15 protein-coding genes and 1 pseudogene are annotated in these 16,722 nt (G+C 68.0%); 3 read left to right on the top strand and 13 right to left on the bottom strand.

The window, feature by feature from the left end; genetic code table 11:
* From J9611_RS12290 to pgl, 3 genes and pseudogenes are all read left to right on the top strand, one after another.
* A pseudogene (locus tag J9611_RS12290) lies at positions 1-188 on the top strand (glucose-6-phosphate dehydrogenase); the annotation flags it as partial.
* Positions 185-1,126 carry a glucose-6-phosphate dehydrogenase assembly protein OpcA gene (locus J9611_RS12285; protein WP_211880554.1) on the top strand — a complete coding sequence of 314 codons (942 nt, stop codon included), beginning with the start codon at positions 185-187 and terminating at the stop codon, positions 1,124-1,126. The pseudogene J9611_RS12290 and the gene J9611_RS12285, both read left to right, overlap by 4 nt.
* Complete coding sequence (pgl, locus tag J9611_RS12280; protein WP_211880552.1) at positions 1,116-1,934, top strand: 6-phosphogluconolactonase; 819 nt, start codon at positions 1,116-1,118, stop codon at positions 1,932-1,934. The genes J9611_RS12285 and pgl overlap by 11 nt, the downstream gene beginning before the upstream one ends.
* Here the strand turns inward: pgl and J9611_RS12275 are convergent.
* The 13 genes from J9611_RS12275 to uvrA form a co-directional block, all read right to left on the bottom strand.
* On the bottom strand, positions 1,887-2,282 hold the full coding sequence (locus J9611_RS12275; RefSeq protein ID WP_211880550.1) for an RNA polymerase-binding protein RbpA: 396 nt from the start codon (positions 2,280-2,282) through the stop codon (positions 1,887-1,889). The genes pgl and J9611_RS12275 overlap by 48 nt on opposite strands.
* Positions 2,283-2,401: 119 nt before the next feature.
* Positions 2,402-2,659: a preprotein translocase subunit SecG gene (gene secG, locus J9611_RS12270; protein ID WP_211880548.1), complete on the bottom strand. Its 258-nt coding sequence runs from the start codon at positions 2,657-2,659 to the stop codon at positions 2,402-2,404.
* A gap of 48 nt (positions 2,660-2,707) precedes the next feature.
* Entirely contained in the window at positions 2,708-3,523 is an 816-nt protein-coding gene (tpiA, locus tag J9611_RS12265) for a triose-phosphate isomerase (protein WP_211880542.1), read from the bottom strand.
* A 142-nt stretch (positions 3,524-3,665) separates the two neighbouring features.
* Positions 3,666-4,892, bottom strand: a complete 1,227-nt coding sequence (locus tag J9611_RS12260) for a phosphoglycerate kinase (RefSeq protein ID WP_211880541.1) — start codon at positions 4,890-4,892, stop codon at positions 3,666-3,668.
* Positions 4,893-4,902: 10 nt separating this feature from the next.
* On the bottom strand, positions 4,903-5,913 hold the full coding sequence (gene gap / locus J9611_RS12255; RefSeq protein ID WP_211880539.1) for a type I glyceraldehyde-3-phosphate dehydrogenase: 1,011 nt from the start codon (positions 5,911-5,913) through the stop codon (positions 4,903-4,905).
* A gap of 266 nt (positions 5,914-6,179) precedes the next feature.
* The gene (locus tag J9611_RS12250; protein ID WP_211880538.1) at positions 6,180-6,803 is read right to left on the bottom strand and encodes a superoxide dismutase; all 624 of its coding nucleotides are present in this window, start codon (positions 6,801-6,803) and stop codon (positions 6,180-6,182) included.
* Between the two features lie 103 nt (positions 6,804-6,906).
* On the bottom strand, positions 6,907-7,887 hold the full coding sequence (gene whiA, locus J9611_RS12245; RefSeq protein ID WP_211880535.1) for a DNA-binding protein WhiA: 981 nt from the start codon (positions 7,885-7,887) through the stop codon (positions 6,907-6,909).
* Between the two features lie 10 nt (positions 7,888-7,897).
* On the bottom strand, positions 7,898-8,917 hold the full coding sequence (locus J9611_RS12240) for a gluconeogenesis factor YvcK family protein (RefSeq protein WP_211880534.1): 1,020 nt from the start codon (positions 8,915-8,917) through the stop codon (positions 7,898-7,900).
* The gene (rapZ, locus tag J9611_RS12235) at positions 8,917-9,840 is read right to left on the bottom strand and encodes an RNase adapter RapZ (RefSeq protein WP_211880533.1); all 924 of its coding nucleotides are present in this window, start codon (positions 9,838-9,840) and stop codon (positions 8,917-8,919) included. Before rapZ ends, J9611_RS12240 begins: the two co-directional genes overlap by 1 nt.
* A gap of 148 nt (positions 9,841-9,988) precedes the next feature.
* Positions 9,989-12,022: an excinuclease ABC subunit UvrC gene (gene uvrC / locus J9611_RS12230; protein WP_211880532.1), complete on the bottom strand. Its 2,034-nt coding sequence runs from the start codon at positions 12,020-12,022 to the stop codon at positions 9,989-9,991.
* A gap of 79 nt (positions 12,023-12,101) precedes the next feature.
* Positions 12,102-12,770, bottom strand: coding sequence for a lysophospholipid acyltransferase family protein (locus J9611_RS12225; protein WP_211880531.1), 669 nt, complete (start codon positions 12,768-12,770; stop codon positions 12,102-12,104).
* Positions 12,757-13,533: an HAD hydrolase-like protein gene (locus J9611_RS12220; protein ID WP_211880530.1), complete on the bottom strand. Its 777-nt coding sequence runs from the start codon at positions 13,531-13,533 to the stop codon at positions 12,757-12,759. The genes J9611_RS12225 and J9611_RS12220 overlap by 14 nt, the downstream gene beginning before the upstream one ends.
* Positions 13,534-13,703: 170 nt before the next feature.
* On the bottom strand, positions 13,704-16,673 hold the full coding sequence (gene uvrA, locus J9611_RS12215) for an excinuclease ABC subunit UvrA (protein WP_372447789.1): 2,970 nt from the start codon (positions 16,671-16,673) through the stop codon (positions 13,704-13,706).
* Between the last annotated feature and the right edge of the window lie 49 nt (positions 16,674-16,722).

Genomic DNA, 16,722 nt, shown 5'->3' with positions numbered 1-16,722 from the left:
TGCTGGGCGAACCGCCGCTCTTCCCCCGGCACGCGGAGGTGGAACTGTCCTGGAAGATCCTGGACCCCTTCGAGGACTACTGGGCATCGCTGCCCGGACAGCCCGAACCCTACGCCCCCGGCAGCTGGGGCCCCGCCTCCGCCGACGAGCTGCTGGCCCGTGACGGACGAACCTGGAGAAGGCCATGATCGTAGACCTGCCCGACACCACGACCTCGAAGATCTCCAAGAAGATCATGGCCCTGCGCGAGGCGGGCGGCGTGATCGCCCTGGGCCGGGTCCTGACCCTTGTGGTCGTGACCAAATCGGGGCTGGAAGAGGAGGCCATCGAGGCCGCCAACGAGGCCAGCCGCGAACACCCCTGCAGGATCATCGTGCTCGCCGACGCCGGCGCCGACGCGCCCACCCGCCTGGACGCGCAGATCCGGGTGGGCGGGGACGCCGGCGCCTCCGAGGTGATCCTGCTCCGCGGCTACGGTGAACTCGCCCGGGAAAGCGAATCCCTCGTCGCGGCCCTGCTGCTGCCGGACGCGCCGATCGTGGCGTGGTGGCCGCACGGCGCCCCGGACAACGCCTGCCAGACCTCCATCGGGCGCATCGCGCACCGCAGGATCACGGACTCGGCCAACGAGGCCGACCCCCAGGCGGCCCTGGAAACCATCCGACAAACCTACAAGGCCGGCGACACGGACCTGGCCTGGACCCGCCTGACCAACTGGCGCATCCAGCTCGCCGCGGTCCTGGACCAGGCCGACGGCTCCCCCGTCACGGCCGTCGCCGTCGAAGGCGCCTCCGACTCCCCCAGCACCATCCTGCTCGCGGCCTGGCTCACCCTGGCCCTGGACGCTCCCGTCACGATCGTCGCGGACCCTGCCGGCACCGGGATCCGGCGCGTGCGCCTGTCCCGGACCTCCGGCGACATCCAGCTGTTCCGGCCCGGCCTGACCGTCGCCGAGCTGACCCAGCCCGGGCAGCCCGCGCAGCGGATCTCCCTGCCGCGCCGCAGCCTCAAGGACTGCCTCGCCGAAGAACTGCGCCGGCTCGACCCCGACGAGGTGTTCGGCGAAGTGATTACCATTGGACTGCCACGTACCAACCTAAGGAGTGTCCGTCCCGGTGAGCGCTGACCCCAGAGTAAGCATCCATCCTGACTCGACCGTCCTCCTGGCTGCGATCGCGGCCCGGCTGATCACCAAGCTGGTGGACATCCAGGACAAACACGGCGAGGCAACGGTGGTGCTGACCGGGGGCTCGATGGGAATCGGCTCGCTCAAGGCCGTGGCCCAGTCACCGGCGGCACCCGCCGTCAACTGGTCCAAGGTGAATTTCTGGTGGGGTGATGAGCGCTTCCTGGCCGCGGACGACGCCGAGCGCAACGCCCGGCAGGCGTCCGAGGCGCTGCTCTCGCACATCGACGTGGACCCGGACCGGGTCCACGTGCCGGGATCAGCCGATGACTTTGACACGCCCGAGGAGGCCGCCGCCGACTACGCCCGGCGGCTCGGCGAGGCGGCCGCCGCCGAGCACGCCGCGGACATGTCCGACGGGCGCACGGAGAACCCGGGCCGGCTCCCCCGCTTCGACATCGTCCTGCTGGGCGTGGGCCCGGACGCCCATGTGGCGTCCCTGTTCCCCGAGCAGGCCGGCATCCGGGAGAAGGAACTCACGGTGGTGGGGGTCCGGAATTCGCCCAAGCCCCCGCCCGGCAGGATCTCGCTGACGCTGCCGGCGATCAACACGGCCGCGGAAGTCTGGATGGTGGTGGCCGGTGATGACAAGGCCGGCGCCGTGGGGCTGGCCCTGGCCGGAGCCAACCCGGTGCAGGTTCCCGCGGCGGGCCCGCGCGGCCGGAACCAGACGCTGTGGCTGATCGACGAAAACGCCGCCTCACGGGTCCCGGAGCAGCTCGTCCGGAAGGGTCCCTCGGGCGCGTAGCCGCTCGAGCGCTCCGGCCAGCGCGTCTTCGGCGTCCTGGCTGGAGCGCCGTTCCTTAACGTATTCCAGATGGCTTTTATAGCCCTCGCCGGGAATGTCCTCCAAGGCGAACTGCGCCTCGTCGCGCGTGGCCGTACCGCCGCAGCGGCGGCAGTCCCAGACGCCGGGGATCTGGTCCTCGGGCAGCAGGGCGAACACCAGCGCCGTCTCGTGGCCCTTCGAGCACCGGTAGGCGACATGGATCCGGGGCTGGCGCAGGACCGTGCCCTTCAGCGGCTCGCGCCCGGGCGATGCCCCCTGGGTGGCTCCTACACGGACACCCTTGAATCCGGAAGCAGAATGCAGCATCGGGAACTCCTGGCTACGTAGCTGGTGGAATGGTGCAGGCCATCAGCGACAGTCTAGTTCGGAGTTCCCGATGCCGGGAGTGCCGCCGCAGCGGCTGTATGAAGTTTTGGAAGAACTGCCTAGGAGTCGGCCCCGGTGCTGAACCGCATGAGCAGGCCCAGTCCGATGATGACCACTCCCCAGGTGATGCCCAGGATGATCGTGAACCGGTTGAGGTTCCGCTCGGCAACGCCGGAGGAGCTCAACCCGGAGCTCATGCCGCCGCCGAACATGTCGGACAGGCCGCCTCCACGTCCCTTATGCAGCAGGATGAGCAGGGTCAGCAGGAGGCTGGTGATGCCCAGGAGCACCTGGAGGATGACATGAAGAACGTCCACGACGGCCTTTCAGAAGATTTGGATTGCGGGGGCCACGCTGTGTCCGGACTAATCCGTCAACAGGTGACTCTCGAACCTGACAATATTAGCAAACTCGGCGGCGTCCAGGCTGGCACCGCCGACCAGCAGTCCGTCGACGTCGCGTTCCTTGAGGATGGCGGCGGCGTTGTTGGCCTTGACCGAACCGCCGTAGAGGAGGCGGGTCTTGCCGGCAATGTCCGCGCCGAAGAGGGTGGAGAGCTCGACGCGGAGGGCGGCGCACATCTCCTGGGCGTCCTCGGGTCCCGCAACTTCGCCGGTGCCGATGGCCCAGACGGGCTCGTACGCGACGACCAGTCCGGCGGCCTGCCCGGCGGTGAGGCCCTCGACACCGGCACGCAGCTGGGCGAGCGTATGTTCGACGTGGGTTCCGGCCTGGCGGATTTCGAGGCCCTCGCCGACGCACAGGATGGGGGTGAGGCCGTGCCGGAACGCGGCCTTGGCCTTGGCGTTGAGCACCTCATCGGACTCCTTGTGGATGGTGCGGCGTTCGCTGTGGCCGACGAGGACGTACGTGCAGCCGAGCTTGCCCAGGAACTGTCCGGAGATGTCGCCGGTGTAGGCGCCGGAGTCGAACTGGGAGAGATCCTGGCCGCCGTAGACAAGCTTCAGCTCGTCGCCCTGGACCAGCGTCTGGACGCCGCGGAGATCGGTGAACGGCGGGAAGACGGCGACCTCCACCCGGCTGTAGTCGTGCTTGGCATCGGACAGGGTCCAGGCCAGCTTCTGCAGGAGGGTGATGCCCTGGACATGGTCCATGTTCATCTTCCAGTTGCCTGCGATGAAGGGCGTGCGGTCGAAGGTGCCGTTGGTTGACGTTGTCACATGATCTCCAAAAGGTGCCGGTCAGGAATGCTGCTACAGGAGTGTTGGCCCAGGAAAGCCTGGGAATGGAACCGCCCGTGCGGTGGACAGCCGGCAGGGCGCCCCCTCGTTGCGGGAGGCGGCGCCCTGCCGGCTGGTGGACTTAGCGGTCCAGGACGCTCAGGCCCGGAAGTTCCTTGCCTTCGAGGTACTCGAGGCTGGCGCCGCCGCCGGTGGAGATGTGGCCGAACTGGTCATCGGCGAAGCCGAGGGTCCGGACCGCTGCGGCGGAATCGCCGCCGCCCACGACGGTGAACGCCCCGGTCCCGGTGAGCGCCTGGGCGATGGCCCGGGTGCCGGCGGCGAAGGCGGCGAACTCGAAAACACCCATGGGGCCGTTCCAGAACACCGTCCTGGCGCCCTTGATCCGGTCGGCGAAGGCCGCCGCCGATTCCGGCCCGATGTCCAGGCCGATGCCCTGCGCGCCGAAACTGCTGCTTTCGATCGCGTCGGCACGGACTGTCTCGTGGTCGGCGTCGGCGGCGAACCTGCTGGCCACCACGACGTCGGTGGGCACCACGAATTCGGTCCCGGCGTCCGCGGCCCGCTTGAGGTAGTCCTGGACGACAGGGATCTGGTCCTCTTCCAGCAGGCTTCCGGCGACCTTATGGCCCTCGGCTGCGAGGAAGGTGAACAGCATGCCGCCGCCCACCAGGATCGTGTCCGCCTTGCCGATCAGGTTGTCGATGACGGCGAGCTTGTCCGAGACCTTGGAGCCGCCGAGCACGACGACGTAGGGGCGCTGGGTGTCCGTGGTGAGCTTGCGCAGCACCTCCACCTCGGTGCGCACCAGATCCCCCTGGTAGGACGGCAGCCGGGTGGCGACGTCGTAGACGCTGGCATGCTTACGGTGCACGGCGCCGAAGGCGTCGTCCACGAAGGCCCCGTTGGAGCCCGTCAGCGCCACCAGTTCGTCCGCGAAGGCGCCGCGTTCGGCGTCGTCCTTGGACGTCTCGCGGGCATCGAAGCGCACGTTCTCCAGCACGACGGCTTCGCCGTCCTGCAGACCGGCGGCGAGTTCGTTCGCCGACTCACCGACAGTGTCTTCCGCGCGGGAAACCTTGAACGGGGCGATTTCGGCCAACCGCGCGACGGCGGGCCTGAGCGAGTACTTGTCCTCGGGCGCACCCTTGGGGCGGCCGAGGTGTGCTGTGACCAGCACACGGGCACCGGCGTCCGTCAGCTTCGCCAGCACTGGCAGGGAGGCCTTGATGCGGCCGTCGTCAGTCACTGTAGAGCCGTCGAGCGGCACGTTCAGGTCACTTCTGACCAGAACGTACCGCCCGCGGACACCATCAGCGATCAGTTCGTCGAGGGTGTGGAATGTCATGTGTCTTACCCTAGCCCAGCTTGGCTGCGACAAGCTCCGTGAGGTCCACAAGACGGTTGGAGTAACCCCATTCGTTGTCATACCAGGCAACAACCTTGACCTGGTTGCCGATCACCTTTGTCAGGCCGGAGTCAAAAATGGACGACGCGGGGTCCCCGACGATGTCCGAGGAGACGATCGGGTCATCGGTGTAGGTCAGCAGGCCCTGGAGCGCCTCGGATTCGGAAGCGGCCTTGAGGGCGGCGTTGACTTCCGCGACCGTGGTTTCGCGGGACACGGTGACGGTGAGGTCCGTGGCCGAACCTGTCGGGACCGGCACGCGGATGGCGTAGCCGTCCAGCTTGCCCTTGAGCTCCGGCAGGACCAGGCCGATTGCCTTGGCCGCACCCGTGGATGTGGGGACCAGGTTGATGGCGGCGGCGCGGGCGCGGCGGAGGTCCTTGTGGGGGCCGTCCTGCAGGTTCTGGTCGGCGGTGTAGGCGTGGATGGTGGTCATCAGGCCGCGTTCGATGCCGAACGAGTCGTTGATGACCTTCGCCAGCGGGCCGAGGCAGTTGGTGGTACAGGACGCGTTCGAGATGATGTGGTGCGCGGCCGGGTCGTAGAGCTCGTGGTTGACGCCCATCACGATCGTGATGTCCTCGTCCGAGGCGGGAGCGGAGATCAGGACCTTTTTGGCGCCGGCGTCGATGTGCTTCTGTGCGTCGGAGGCCTTGGTGAAGAAGCCCGTGGACTCGATGACGATGTCGACGCCCAGCTCACCCCACGGGAGCTTGGCGGGATCGCGCTCGGCAAGGACCTTGATGATGCTGCCGCCGACGACGATGTTGCCGTCCTTGACCTCGATGGTCTCCGCCAGGCGGCCGCCCACGGAGTCGTACTTGAGCAGGTGGGCGAGGGCTTCCGGGCTGGTGAGGTCGTTGACAGCGACGATCTCGAGGTCCGCGCCTTGTGCGAGGGCGGCGCGGAAGTAGTTGCGGCCGATGCGGCCGAAGCCATTGATACCAATACGGGTGGTCACTTTTTCAGTCTCCTTGGTGCTCTTGCGAACACGACTAGTTGAGTCGGGCGTTCAAGCCAACTAACAGATCCCGCACGCCATTGGGCAGAGATGATTAACAGATCGGAGGGCGACCAGCCACATTGCTGAAGGCTAACCGCCTTCCGTGACCTATCTTACGTTTAACGGGGTCTGCCCCCGCAAGTGCGGGGGCAGACCCTCCACGATTCGGCGTCAAAAGCCGCGAATGTGAAGTTTGTTACAGGCGCATGTGCGCCGCATCACCCTTAGAGGGTAATGAGGCCCGTTGCGTTCTTGCGGGCCGCGTCTAAGCGCTTGGCGACGTCGGCCCAGTTGACGATGTTCCAGAAGGCCTTGACGTAGTCCGCCTTGACGTTGACGTAGTCCAAGTAGAAGGCGTGCTCCCACATGTCCAGCATCAGCAGCGGGGTGGTGCCCAGTGCCACGTTGCCCTGCTGGTCGTAGAGCTGCTCGATCACGAGGTTCCCGCCGATCGGCTCGTAGGCCAGGAAGCCCCAGCCGGAGCCCTGCAGGCCCAGTGCCGCCGCGCTGAACTGGGCGCGGAAGGCGTCGAAGGAGCCGAACGCGTCGTCGATCGCGGCCGCCAGCTCGCCTTCGGGCTTGTCGCCGCCGTCCGGGGAAAGGTTCTTCCAGAACACCGAGTGGTTGATGTGGCCGCCGGTGTGGAACGCCAGGTCCTTGGACAGCCGGTTGATGTTCGCGAAATCGCCCTTCTCGCGCGCCTCGGCCAGCTGCTTCAGGGCGTTGTTGGCGCCGGCCACGTAGGCGGCGTGGTGCTTGCTGTGGTGCAGCTCCATGATCCTCGCGGAAATGTGGGGCTCCAGCGCCGCATAGTCATAGTCGAGGTCTGGCAGTACGTACTCGGTCACAAAATCCTCCAATGTCGTGGACGGTTGTCCGGGTTGGTAACTCTCGGATTGTGCATCCGGATGATTGGGCATCCGGAAGTTTCTTGTCGATTCTAGGGTGCGGTCAGTCGTCAAGCATTTCCGGCGTCACATTGGCTTCCGTGCCGGGGATGCCGAGGTCCTGGGCCCGTTTGTCCGCCATGGCCAGGAGGCGGCGGATCCGGCCGGCGATGGCGTCCTTGGTCATGACCGGATCCGCGAGGCGGCCCAGCTCGTCCAGGCTGGCCTGCTTGTGGGCCACCCGCAGCTCACCGGCGTACTTGAGGTGGCGGGGGACGTCGTCGCCGAGGATCTCCAGGGCCCGGTCAACGCGGGCGCCGGCGGCGACGGCGGCCTGCGCGGAGCGGCGCAGGTTGGCGTCGTCGAAGTTCGCGAGCCGGTTGGCCGTGGCGCGGACTTCCTTGCGCATGCGACGTTCCTCCCAGACCATCAGGGCGTCGTGGGCGCCCATCCGGGTCAGCAGCGCGGCGATGGTGTCGCCGTCGCGGATCACGACGCGGTCCACTCCCCTGACCTCGCGGGCCTTCGCCTGGATGCCGATGCGCCGCGCGGCGCCGACGAGGGCCAGGGCGGATTCGGGGCCGGGGCAGGTGACTTCCATCGCCGAGGAACGGCCGGGCTCCGTGAGGGAACCGTGCGCCAGGAACGCGCCGCGCCAGACCGCTTCGGCGTCGGCGGCGGATCCGTTGACCACCACCGGGGGGAGGCCGCGGACCGGACGCCCCCGGGCGTCGAGGAGGCCGGTCTGGCGGGCGAGGGCTTCGCCGTCGCGCACCACCCGGATGACGTAGCGGCTGCCGCGGCGCAGGCCGCCGCCGGAGACGACGATGATTTCGCTCTGGTGCCCGTAGACCTCGGCGATGGCGGCGCGCAGCCGGCGCGCGGTGGAGGCGAGGTCGACTTCGGCTTCGATCACGATCCGGCCGGAGATGATGTGCAGCCCGCCGGCGAAGCGGAGCATCGCCGACACTTCGGCCTTGCGGACCGAGGATTTCTTGATGTCCAGACGGGAAAGTTCTTCCTTGACTGATGCTGTCAGTGCCATGGCACCTTTCCTAACTGTTCCCGAAAATGTCGTGGTACGCCGTTGCCAGACGCAGCGGGTCGTGGATCGGACGGCGGCTCGACGCCCCTACTTTACCCAACACGACCTCGGCACCCAGCATCGCGGCTGCCCGCTGGAAATCGGGAAGGTCCGGCACCGACGCCGGATCCGCCAGGACGACGTCGAGGCTGAAGTCCGGCGCGTACTCCCGCAGCACGCGCAGATGGTCCGCCGCGGACATGCCCGAGGTCTCCTTGGTGTCCGTGGCCAGGTTCATCGTGAGGCAGCGCCTGGCCGCCGTGTTGCACAGCGCCTCGCGGATCTCCGGCAGCAGCAGGTGCGGCAGCACGGACGTGTACCAGGAGCCCGGGCCCAGGATCACCCAGTCGGCCAGTTCGATCGCGGTGAGCGCCTCGATGCAGGCCGGCGCGTCCTCGGGCAGCAGCCGGACGCGCTCCAGGGACCCTGCCACGGCGCACTTCGCCTGCCCGCGCAGGGTCTGCAGCGCTGAGGTGCCGTCCGGCGCCGTGACGCGGATCTGGCCCTCGATGGTCAGCGGGACGCTGGACATCGGCAGCACCTCGCCGCGGGCGCCCAGCAGGGCGCCGGCCCATTTGAGGCCGGCCACGGTGTCCCCCAGGAGCTCCCACAGGGTCACGATCAGCAGGTTGCCCATGGCGTGCTCGTCGAGGGACCCGCCGCGGCCCTTGCCGGGCTGGAAGCGGTGCTGCATGACATCGCGCCACGTGCGGCCCCAGTCCGTGTCGTCACACAACGCCGACAGGGCCATGCGCAGGTCTCCGGGCGGGAGGACACCGTACTCCTCGCGGAGCCGGCCGGAGGAACCGCCGTCGTCCGCGACGGTGACGATCGCGGTCAGTTCGGAGGTGAGCAGGCGCAGGGCGGACAGCGAGGCGGACAGGCCGTGGCCGCCGCCGAGGGCCACGACGGAGGGGCCCTTGTCCTGCTGGCTGGCGAACGCCGCGCTGGCCGGCGGGACCAGGGGCAGCGGACCGGTGAGGAGCGCCATTATTCCCGGCCCAGGTCGCGGTGCGTGGTGGTCACGGTGACGCGCGGGTACTGCGCCAGCCGCCGTGACAGCTCGACGGCGACCGCCACCGAGCGGTGTTTTCCGCCCGTGCAGCCGACGGCGATCGTGGCGTAATGCTTGTTCTCGCGCCGGTAGCCGTCCAGGACGGGCTCCAGGGCCAGGACATAGCGCTCCACGAACTCCTTCACGCCCTGGGCCTCCAGCACGTAGTCGCTGACGTCCTTGTCCATGCCGGTGTGGGGGCGCAGCTGCGGCACCCAGTGCGGGTTGGGGATGAAGCGGGCGTCGGCCACGAAGTTGGCATCGACGGGAAGCCCGTACTTGAAGCCGAAGCTCATGACGTTCAGGCGCAGGGCCACCGGTCCGGTATCGCTGAACAGTTCCGTGATGGCGGTCGCGAGGCCGTGGACGTTCAGCGCCGACGTGTCCAGGACGATGTCGGCGTAGTCCCGGAGTTCGCGTACCAGTTCGCGTTCGGCCCCGATGCCGTCGAGGATCCGGCCGCCGCCCTGCAGCGGGTGGGGGCGCCGGCCCTGCTCGAAGCGGCGGACCAGGACGTCGTCGTTGGCGTCGAGGAAGAGCACCCGGAAGGTGGCGCCGCTGGCCTCAAGGTTGCGCAGGGCGGTGCGGATGTCCGCGAAAAGGTCCTTGCTGCGGACGTCCATCACGACGGCGAGCTTGGAGATGGAGCCTGGCGCATGGGAGACGATTTCGGCCAGGGTGCCGAGCATCTGCGGCGGAAGGTTTTCCACGACGTACCAGCCGTGGTCCTCGAGGGCGTCCGAGGCGGTGCTCCGGCCGGCTCCCGACATCCCCGTCACCACGAGCAGTTCCGCCTCAACGGGTTTGACCGGCGTCATGCCGTCCGTCTCCGGTCCGGATTCCGCCGTCGAGTCTGCCATCTGTGAAGCCCCATTCTGCTGTGCGGTTCCGCTGTGTCGCTGCCATGTCTGTGCTCTGGGGACGCCGCGCGGTGTTTGCTGCATCGTTCAGCTGCGCCCGCGCGTGCCGTGTCCAAGTCCTTACCCTAACCAAGTTTGCCGGTGCTAGCTAAGTTTCGAGGATTTCCCCGGTGGTCATGTTGATGGCGGGCACGCTTGCGGCCTCCCCGGCGCCGTCCGCACCGTCCGCGCCGAAGTGCCGGACGATCGCCTCGGCCAGGGCCGGTCCGATCCCCTTGGCCGACGTCAGTTCCTGGACCGTGGCCGCCTTGATGGTCCTGACCGATCCGAACTGCGCCAGCAGGGCCTTCCGCTTGGACGCGCCGAGGCCGGGCACGCCGTCGAGCGCGGACACGGTCATGGCCTTGCCGCGCTTCTGCCGGTGGAAGGAGATCGCGAAGCGGTGGGCCTCGTCGCGGATGCGCTGCAGCAGGTAGAGCCCGGCCGAGGCGCGGGGCAGGATCACCGGGAAGTCGCTGTCCGGCAGCCAGACTTCCTCGAGCCGTTTGGCGAGGCCGACGACGTAGACGTCCTCAATCCCCAGTCCGGCCAGCGCCCGGGCCGCCGCATTGACCTGGGGCTTGCCGCCGTCGACCACCACGAGGTTCGGCGGGTAGGCGAACTTCGCCCGCGGCGCCGGCGTCGTGGTGTCCTGCACGGCGACCGCGGCAGCCGCACCCGCTGCGGCGGCGGCCGGGCGGCCGGGCTGGCCCGCCTGCCGGACCGCCTCCGCCTGGGCCGCCTGGTCGTCGAGATAATGCCGGAAGCGGCGGGTCAGGACGTCGTGCATGGCCGCGGTGTCGTCGGTGGCGGCGGCACCGGTGACGGAGAACTTCCGGTAATCGGACTTCTTCGGCAGCCCGTCCTCGACCACCACCATGGAGCCGACCACGTTGGTGCCCTGGACATGGGAGATGTCGTAGCATTCGATCCGCAGCAGCGCCACCGGCAGGTCCAGCGCCTCCTGGAGCTCCCGGAGGGCCTGGGACCGGACGGTCAGGTCCCCGGCGCGGCGGGTCTTGTGCAGCTTCAGGGCATGCTCGGCGTTGTCCCGGACCGTGGACATCAGGGCGGCCTTGTCGCCGCGCTGCGGAACCCGGACGTCGACCCTGGCGCCGCGCAGGCCGCTGAGCCACTGCGTGAGTTCGGCCGCGTTGCTGGGTTCGGCCGGGACGAGGACCTCGCGGGGAAGCCGGCCCTGGATTCCGGCCTCGTCGCCGTAGACCTGCAGGAGCAGATGCTCGACGAGGTCCGGGGTGGCCGAGTCCTCGACTTTTTCCACCACCCAGCCGCGCTGGCCGCGGATCCGGCCGCCACGGACGTGGAAGACCTGGACCGCCGCTTCCAGCTCATCCTCGTGCAGGGCGAAGACATCGGCGTCGGTGTCCTCCGACAGGACGACGGCGTTGCGTTCGAAGACCTTCTTGAGCGCCACGATGTCGTCCCGGAGGCGGGCGGCCCGTTCGTAGTCCAGTTCCGCGACGGCGGCTGCCATCTCCTTTTCCAGCCGCGTGACGAACGGCCTGGCCTCCCCGCCCATGAAGGCGCAGAAGTCCTCGGCCAGGGCCCGGTGGTCCGCCGGCGAGATGCGGCCGACGCAGGGCGCCGAGCACTTGTCGATGTAGCCGAGCAGGCAGGGCCGGCCGCTGGCCTCGGCCCGTTTGAGCACCCCGGCGCTGCAGCTGCGGACCGGGAAGACCCGGAGCAGGGTGTCCAGGGTGTCGCGGATGGCGCCGGCGGTGTACGGACCGAAATAGCGGGTGCCCTTCCGGCGTTCGCCGCGGAGCACCTGGACGCGGGGATACTTCTCGCCCATCGTCACGGCGAGGTAGGGGTAGGTCTTGTCGTCCCGGAACATGACGTTGAACCGGGGGGTGAACTCCTTGATCCAGGTGTATTCGAGCTGCAGGGACTCGAGTTCGCTGCCGACGACGGTCCACTCGACGCTGCTGGCCGTGTGGACCATGGCGTACGTCTTGGGCAGCAGCCCGGCCGGATTGGCGAAGTAGGAGTTCAGCCGGGAACGGAGGTTCTTGGCCTTGCCGACATAGATGACCCGCCCGTGCGGGTCGCGGAAGCGGTACACGCCCGGGTTGGTCGGAATCTCACCCGTCTGGGGACGGTAACTCGCTGGATCTGCCACTCTTCCAGTCTACTGAGCCTGCCGCCGTGAACCTGCCGCTGCCGTGCTGGCACCGGCGTTCCGGTGGCGTCAATGCCTATCAGTCGACGCTCTTGCTCTGGTTGTAACTGGTGGAGCGTTCCTGGCCGGTCAGGTCCGCGATGGCGTCCATGATCCTGTCGGTGACCTGGCGGCGTGCGGGCAGCGAATGGTCCGGTCCGGTCTTCTCGAAGTAGAGCGGTTCGCCCACCTTGACCGTGAAGTGCTGCGGTTTGACGGCCTTTCTGTCCGCGGGCTGCAGGTTTTCCGTTCCGATCAGGCCGACCGGAATGACGGGTGCGCCCGTGGTGAGGGCGAGCCAGCCGACGCCGGTCCGGCCGCGGTACAGGATGCCGTCGCGGGAGCGCGTGCCTTCCGGGTAGATCCCGACGCCCTTGCCGGCATCGAGGATGTCCAGCAGCGTCTTCAGCGCCTGGACGCTGGCTGCCTGCTCCCCGCGCTCGACCGGAATGGAACCCACGGCTTCGAAGAAGGACTTCATGACCTTGCCCTTGACACCGCCGGTCGTGAAATATTCGGCTTTCGCGAAGAACGCCACGGGGCGGGGCATGAGGGCCTGGACGATGACGCTGTCCAGGAAGGAGAGGTGGTTGGGCGCCACGATGAACGGGCCTTCCTTGGGCACGTTTTCGAGGCCGATGACGGTGGGCCGGCAGGTGGAGGAAACCAGCCCCCGGGTTGTCCAGCGGATTGCCTCAAACATGGCCATCGGTGCACACCCCCTTCACGTCGTCGGCCATCAGGGCACTCGCAGTCCGGGCACCCGCAGTCAGGGCACCCGCCGCCAGGGCACCGGCCCGGACGGTGTCCAGCCTGCCAATGGCGTCATGGAGGGCCGCGGTGCTGTGCACGATCTCGACGGCGCCCGCCTCACGCAGTTCGCCGTCGAGCGCAAAGCCCCAGGCGACGCCGATGCAGTCCAGGCCGTTGGCGGCGGCGCCGGCCACGTCCTGGGCACGGTCCCCCACCATCACGGCGTGCTGCGTCCCGAGGTCGGCCAGGGCGGCGGCGACGATGCCGGCCTTCCCGGACGGCCCGGTGGCGGCGCCGGCCTCGTCGGCGGCCGAGCCGCGGATGAAGCCGAAGCAGGTGTCGATGCCGTGGTGCGCCAGGACGATGCGGGCCAGATGCTCGGGCTTCTGGGTGGCGACGGCGATCGGCCGCCCCGCGTCGACAAAGGAGTCCAGCAAGGCCCGGATCCCGGGGTAGAGCCGGCTCTGGGCGATCCCGGTGGAAAGGTAGTGTGCCCGATAGATCCGGATGGCCTCTTCGAGTTGCTCCGCCGGGACGCCCGCGATGTCCACGAGCGAGTGGCTGAGCTTCGGGCCGATCATCGCGTCCAGCCTGGCCTGACCGGGAACGGCGATCCCGAGTTCCGTGAGGGCCGCCGCGATTCCGTCCGATATTCCGCCGGCCGGATCGACAAGAGTGCCATCCAGGTCAAAGATCACGGGCACTGTTGTATGGGTCACCGGCTTATTTTCTCACGAGTGCACGGATGCCAGAAACTCGCATGCCCCGAAGGGAATACATCCTCCCGTGCCGGTTTTCGCCTGGCGACGCGAAAATGCCCCGGCGCTACCCCGGAATGCCGGCAGCGCCAGGGCATTTTCGCGTCGCAGGGCAGAATGCGCGTCGCGCGTCAGGCGAGGATGTCGGCCAGGAAGGACGCCGTGTAGCTCTCGGTCGACTTGGCGACCTGCTCCGGCGTGCCGGACGCAATGATCCTGCCGCCGCCGGAGCCGCCGTCGGGTCCCAGGTCCACGATCCAGTCCGCGCTCTTGATGACATCGAGGTTGTGCTCGATCGTGATGACCGTGTTGCCCTTGTCCACGAGGCCCTGGAGGACCATCAGCAGCTTCCGGATGTCCTCGAAGTGCAGGCCCGTGGTGGGCTCGTCGAGGACGTAGACGCTGCGGCCGTTGGAGCGCTTCTGGAGTTCGGCCGCGAGCTTCACGCGCTGGGCTTCGCCGCCGGAGAGCGTCGTGGCGGGCTGGCCCAGCCGGACGTAGCCGAGTCCGACGTCGACGAGCGTATTGAGGTGCCGCGCGATCGGCGAGAAGGCCGCGAAGAACTCGGCGCCTTCCTCGATGGGCATGTTCAGCACGTCCGCGATGGTCTTGCCCTTGTAGTGCACCTCAAGCGTTTCCCGGTTGTAGCGGGCGCCGTGGCACACCTCGCAGGGCACGTACACGTCCGGCAGGAAGTTCATTTCGATCTTCAGCGTGCCGTCACCCGAGCAGGCCTCGCAGCGGCCGCCCTTGACGTTGAAGGAGAACCGCCCGGGCTGGTAGCCGCGGACCTTCGCCTCCGTGGTCTCGGCGAAGAGCTTGCGGATGTGGTCGAAGACTCCCGTGTAGGTGGCAGGGTTGGACCGCGGGGTGCGGCCGATCGGGCTCTGGTCGACGTGCACCACCTTGTCCAGGTGCTCCAGGCCCTGGACGGCCTTGTGCCGGCCGGCGACCTGCTTGGCGCCGTTGAGCTTGTTGGCGAGCACCTTGTAGAGGATCTCGTTGACGAGGGTCGACTTTCCGGAGCCGCTGACCCCGGTCACGGCCGTGAAGAGGCCCAGCGGGAAGGCCGCGTCGACGTTGAGGAGGTTGTTCTCCTTGGCGCCGACCACCTTCAGCTCGCGCTTCTTGTCGTACTTGCGGCGCTTCGTGGGGATGTCGATCTTCCTGCGGCCGGAGAGGTAGTCGCCGGTCAGGGAGGCGGTGTTCTCCAGCAGGTCCGCGTAGGAGCCGGAGTGGACCACCTGCCCGCCGTGCTCGCCGGCGCCGGGTCCGATGTCCACCACCCAGTCGGCTTCCTGGATGGTGTCCTCGTCATGCTCGACGACGATCAGGGTGTTGCCGAGGTCCCGCAGCCGGGTCAGCGTCTCGATCAGCCGGCGGTTGTCCCGCTGGTGCAGGCCGATGGAGGGCTCGTCGAGGACATAGAGCACGCCCACGAGGCCGGAACCGATCTGGGTGGCCAGCCGGATGCGCTGGGCTTCGCCCCCGGACAGGGTGCCGGAGGGGCGTTCGAGGTTCAGGTATTCGAGGCCGACGTCGAGGAGGAAGGTCAGGCGGGCCTGGATCTCCTTCAGGACCTGGTGGGCGATCTGGGCCTCGCGGCCGGTCAGCACGAGGGTGTCCAGGAAGTGCGCACATTCACGCATCGGCATGGCTGAAACCTCCGCGATGGACTTGCCGTTGATCAGCACGGAGAGCGACGCCGGGTTCAGCCGGGCACCGTTGCAGGCCGGGCACGGGATCTGCCGCATGTACTCCTCGTAGCGGTCACGCGCGGAGTCCGAGTCGGTTTCGGTGTGCTTGCGGTGCACGTACTGGATGACGCCCTCGAAGCCGGTGCTGTACTTGCGCTCCCGGCCGAACCGGTTGCGGTACTGCACCACGACTTTGTGGTCCTTGCCGTGCAGGACGGTCTGCCGGACCTCGGCGGAGAGCTTCTGCCAGGGGGTCGTCATGGAGAAATCAAGCTCAGCGGCGAGGCCGGACAGCAGGCGGTTCCAGTACTCCGTCGTCGCGGTGCCCAGGGACCAGGGCGCGATGGCGCCTTCCGCGAGCGACAGCTCCTGGTTCGGAATGATGAGTTCCTCATCGACTTCCAGTTTGGTGCCGATGCCGCTGCACGCGGAGCAGGCCCCGAAGGGGTTGTTGAAGGAGAAGGAGCGCGGCTCGATCTCGTCGATGGCGAGGGGGTGCTCGTTCGGGCACGCGAGGTGTTCGGAGAACGCCCGGGTCCGTTCAGGATCGTCCGCGGCCAGATCCACGAACTCGGACAGCACACGGCCCTCGGCAAGCCCCAGCGCGGTCTCGACCGAATCGGTGAGGCGCTGGCTGATGCCGTCCTTGACGACGAGGCGGTCCACGACCACTTCGATGGTGTGCTTGAACTGCTTGCCCAGCTTGGGCGGATCGCTCAGCTGGATCAGTTCGCCGTCGACACGGGCCCGCGAGTATCCCTTGGCCGTGAGTTCCTTGAACAGGTCAATGAATTCGCCCTTGCGGCCGCGGACCACGGGAGCGAGGACCTGGAAGCGGGTGCCTTCCGGGAGCTCGAGCAGCTGGTCCACGATCTGCTGGGGGGTCTGTTTCGCCACGGGCTCCCCGCAGATGGGGCAGTACGGGCGGCCGACACGGGCCCACAGCAGTCGCATGTAGTCGTAGATCTCGGTGATGGTGCCCACCGTGGAACGGGGGTTCTTGCTCGTGGACTTCTGGTCGATCGAGACCGCGGGCGAGAGGCCCTCGATGAAGTCGACGTCGGGCTTGTCCACCTGGCCAAGGAACTGCCGGGCATAGGCGGACAGCGATTCCACGTATCGGCGCTGGCCCTCGGCGAAGATGGTGTCGAAGGCGAGGGAGGATTTCCCGGAGCCGGACAGCCCGGTGAAGACGATCATCGCGTCGCGCGGCAGGTCGAGGTCCACGTTGCGCAGGTTGTGTTCGCGGGCGCCCTTGACGACGAGCCGCGACAGGTCGGGACGTTTCAGTTCGGGCCGGGAATCGTCGGGGCGGCCCGGTTCTGCCGAACCCGCCGGAACTGAGCCCATCGGAACGGAGGTCTGGACTTCTACGGCGGGATCTTCAGCTACAGCTTTAGGCACGCTACCAATGCTAATCGAAAACTTCTTCGAACTTCTATTCCCGCCGGAG

The organism is Pseudarthrobacter albicanus, assembly GCF_018224015.1.
GTDB lineage: Bacteria > Actinomycetota > Actinomycetes > Actinomycetales > Micrococcaceae > Arthrobacter > Arthrobacter albicanus.
This window is presented reverse-complemented; position numbering and strand designations above follow the sequence as displayed.

Coding starts and splice junctions, on each gene's coding strand:
- J9611_RS12285 (WP_211880554.1), top strand. CDS start 185: ATGATCGTAGACCTGCCCGACACCACGACCTCGAAGATCTCCAAGAAG.
- rapZ (WP_211880533.1), bottom strand. CDS start 9,840: ATGGCAGACTCGACGGCGGAATCCGGACCGGAGACGGACGGCATGACG.
- J9611_RS12240 (WP_211880534.1), bottom strand. CDS start 8,917: ATGGCGCTCCTCACCGGTCCGCTGCCCCTGGTCCCGCCGGCCAGCGCG.
- whiA (WP_211880535.1), bottom strand. CDS start 7,887: ATGGCACTGACAGCATCAGTCAAGGAAGAACTTTCCCGTCTGGACATC.
- J9611_RS12225 (WP_211880531.1), bottom strand. CDS start 12,770: ATGGCCATGTTTGAGGCAATCCGCTGGACAACCCGGGGGCTGGTTTCC.
- J9611_RS12275 (WP_211880550.1), bottom strand. CDS start 2,282: ATGCTGCATTCTGCTTCCGGATTCAAGGGTGTCCGTGTAGGAGCCACC.
- J9611_RS12260 (WP_211880541.1), bottom strand. CDS start 4,892: ATGACATTCCACACCCTCGACGAACTGATCGCTGATGGTGTCCGCGGG.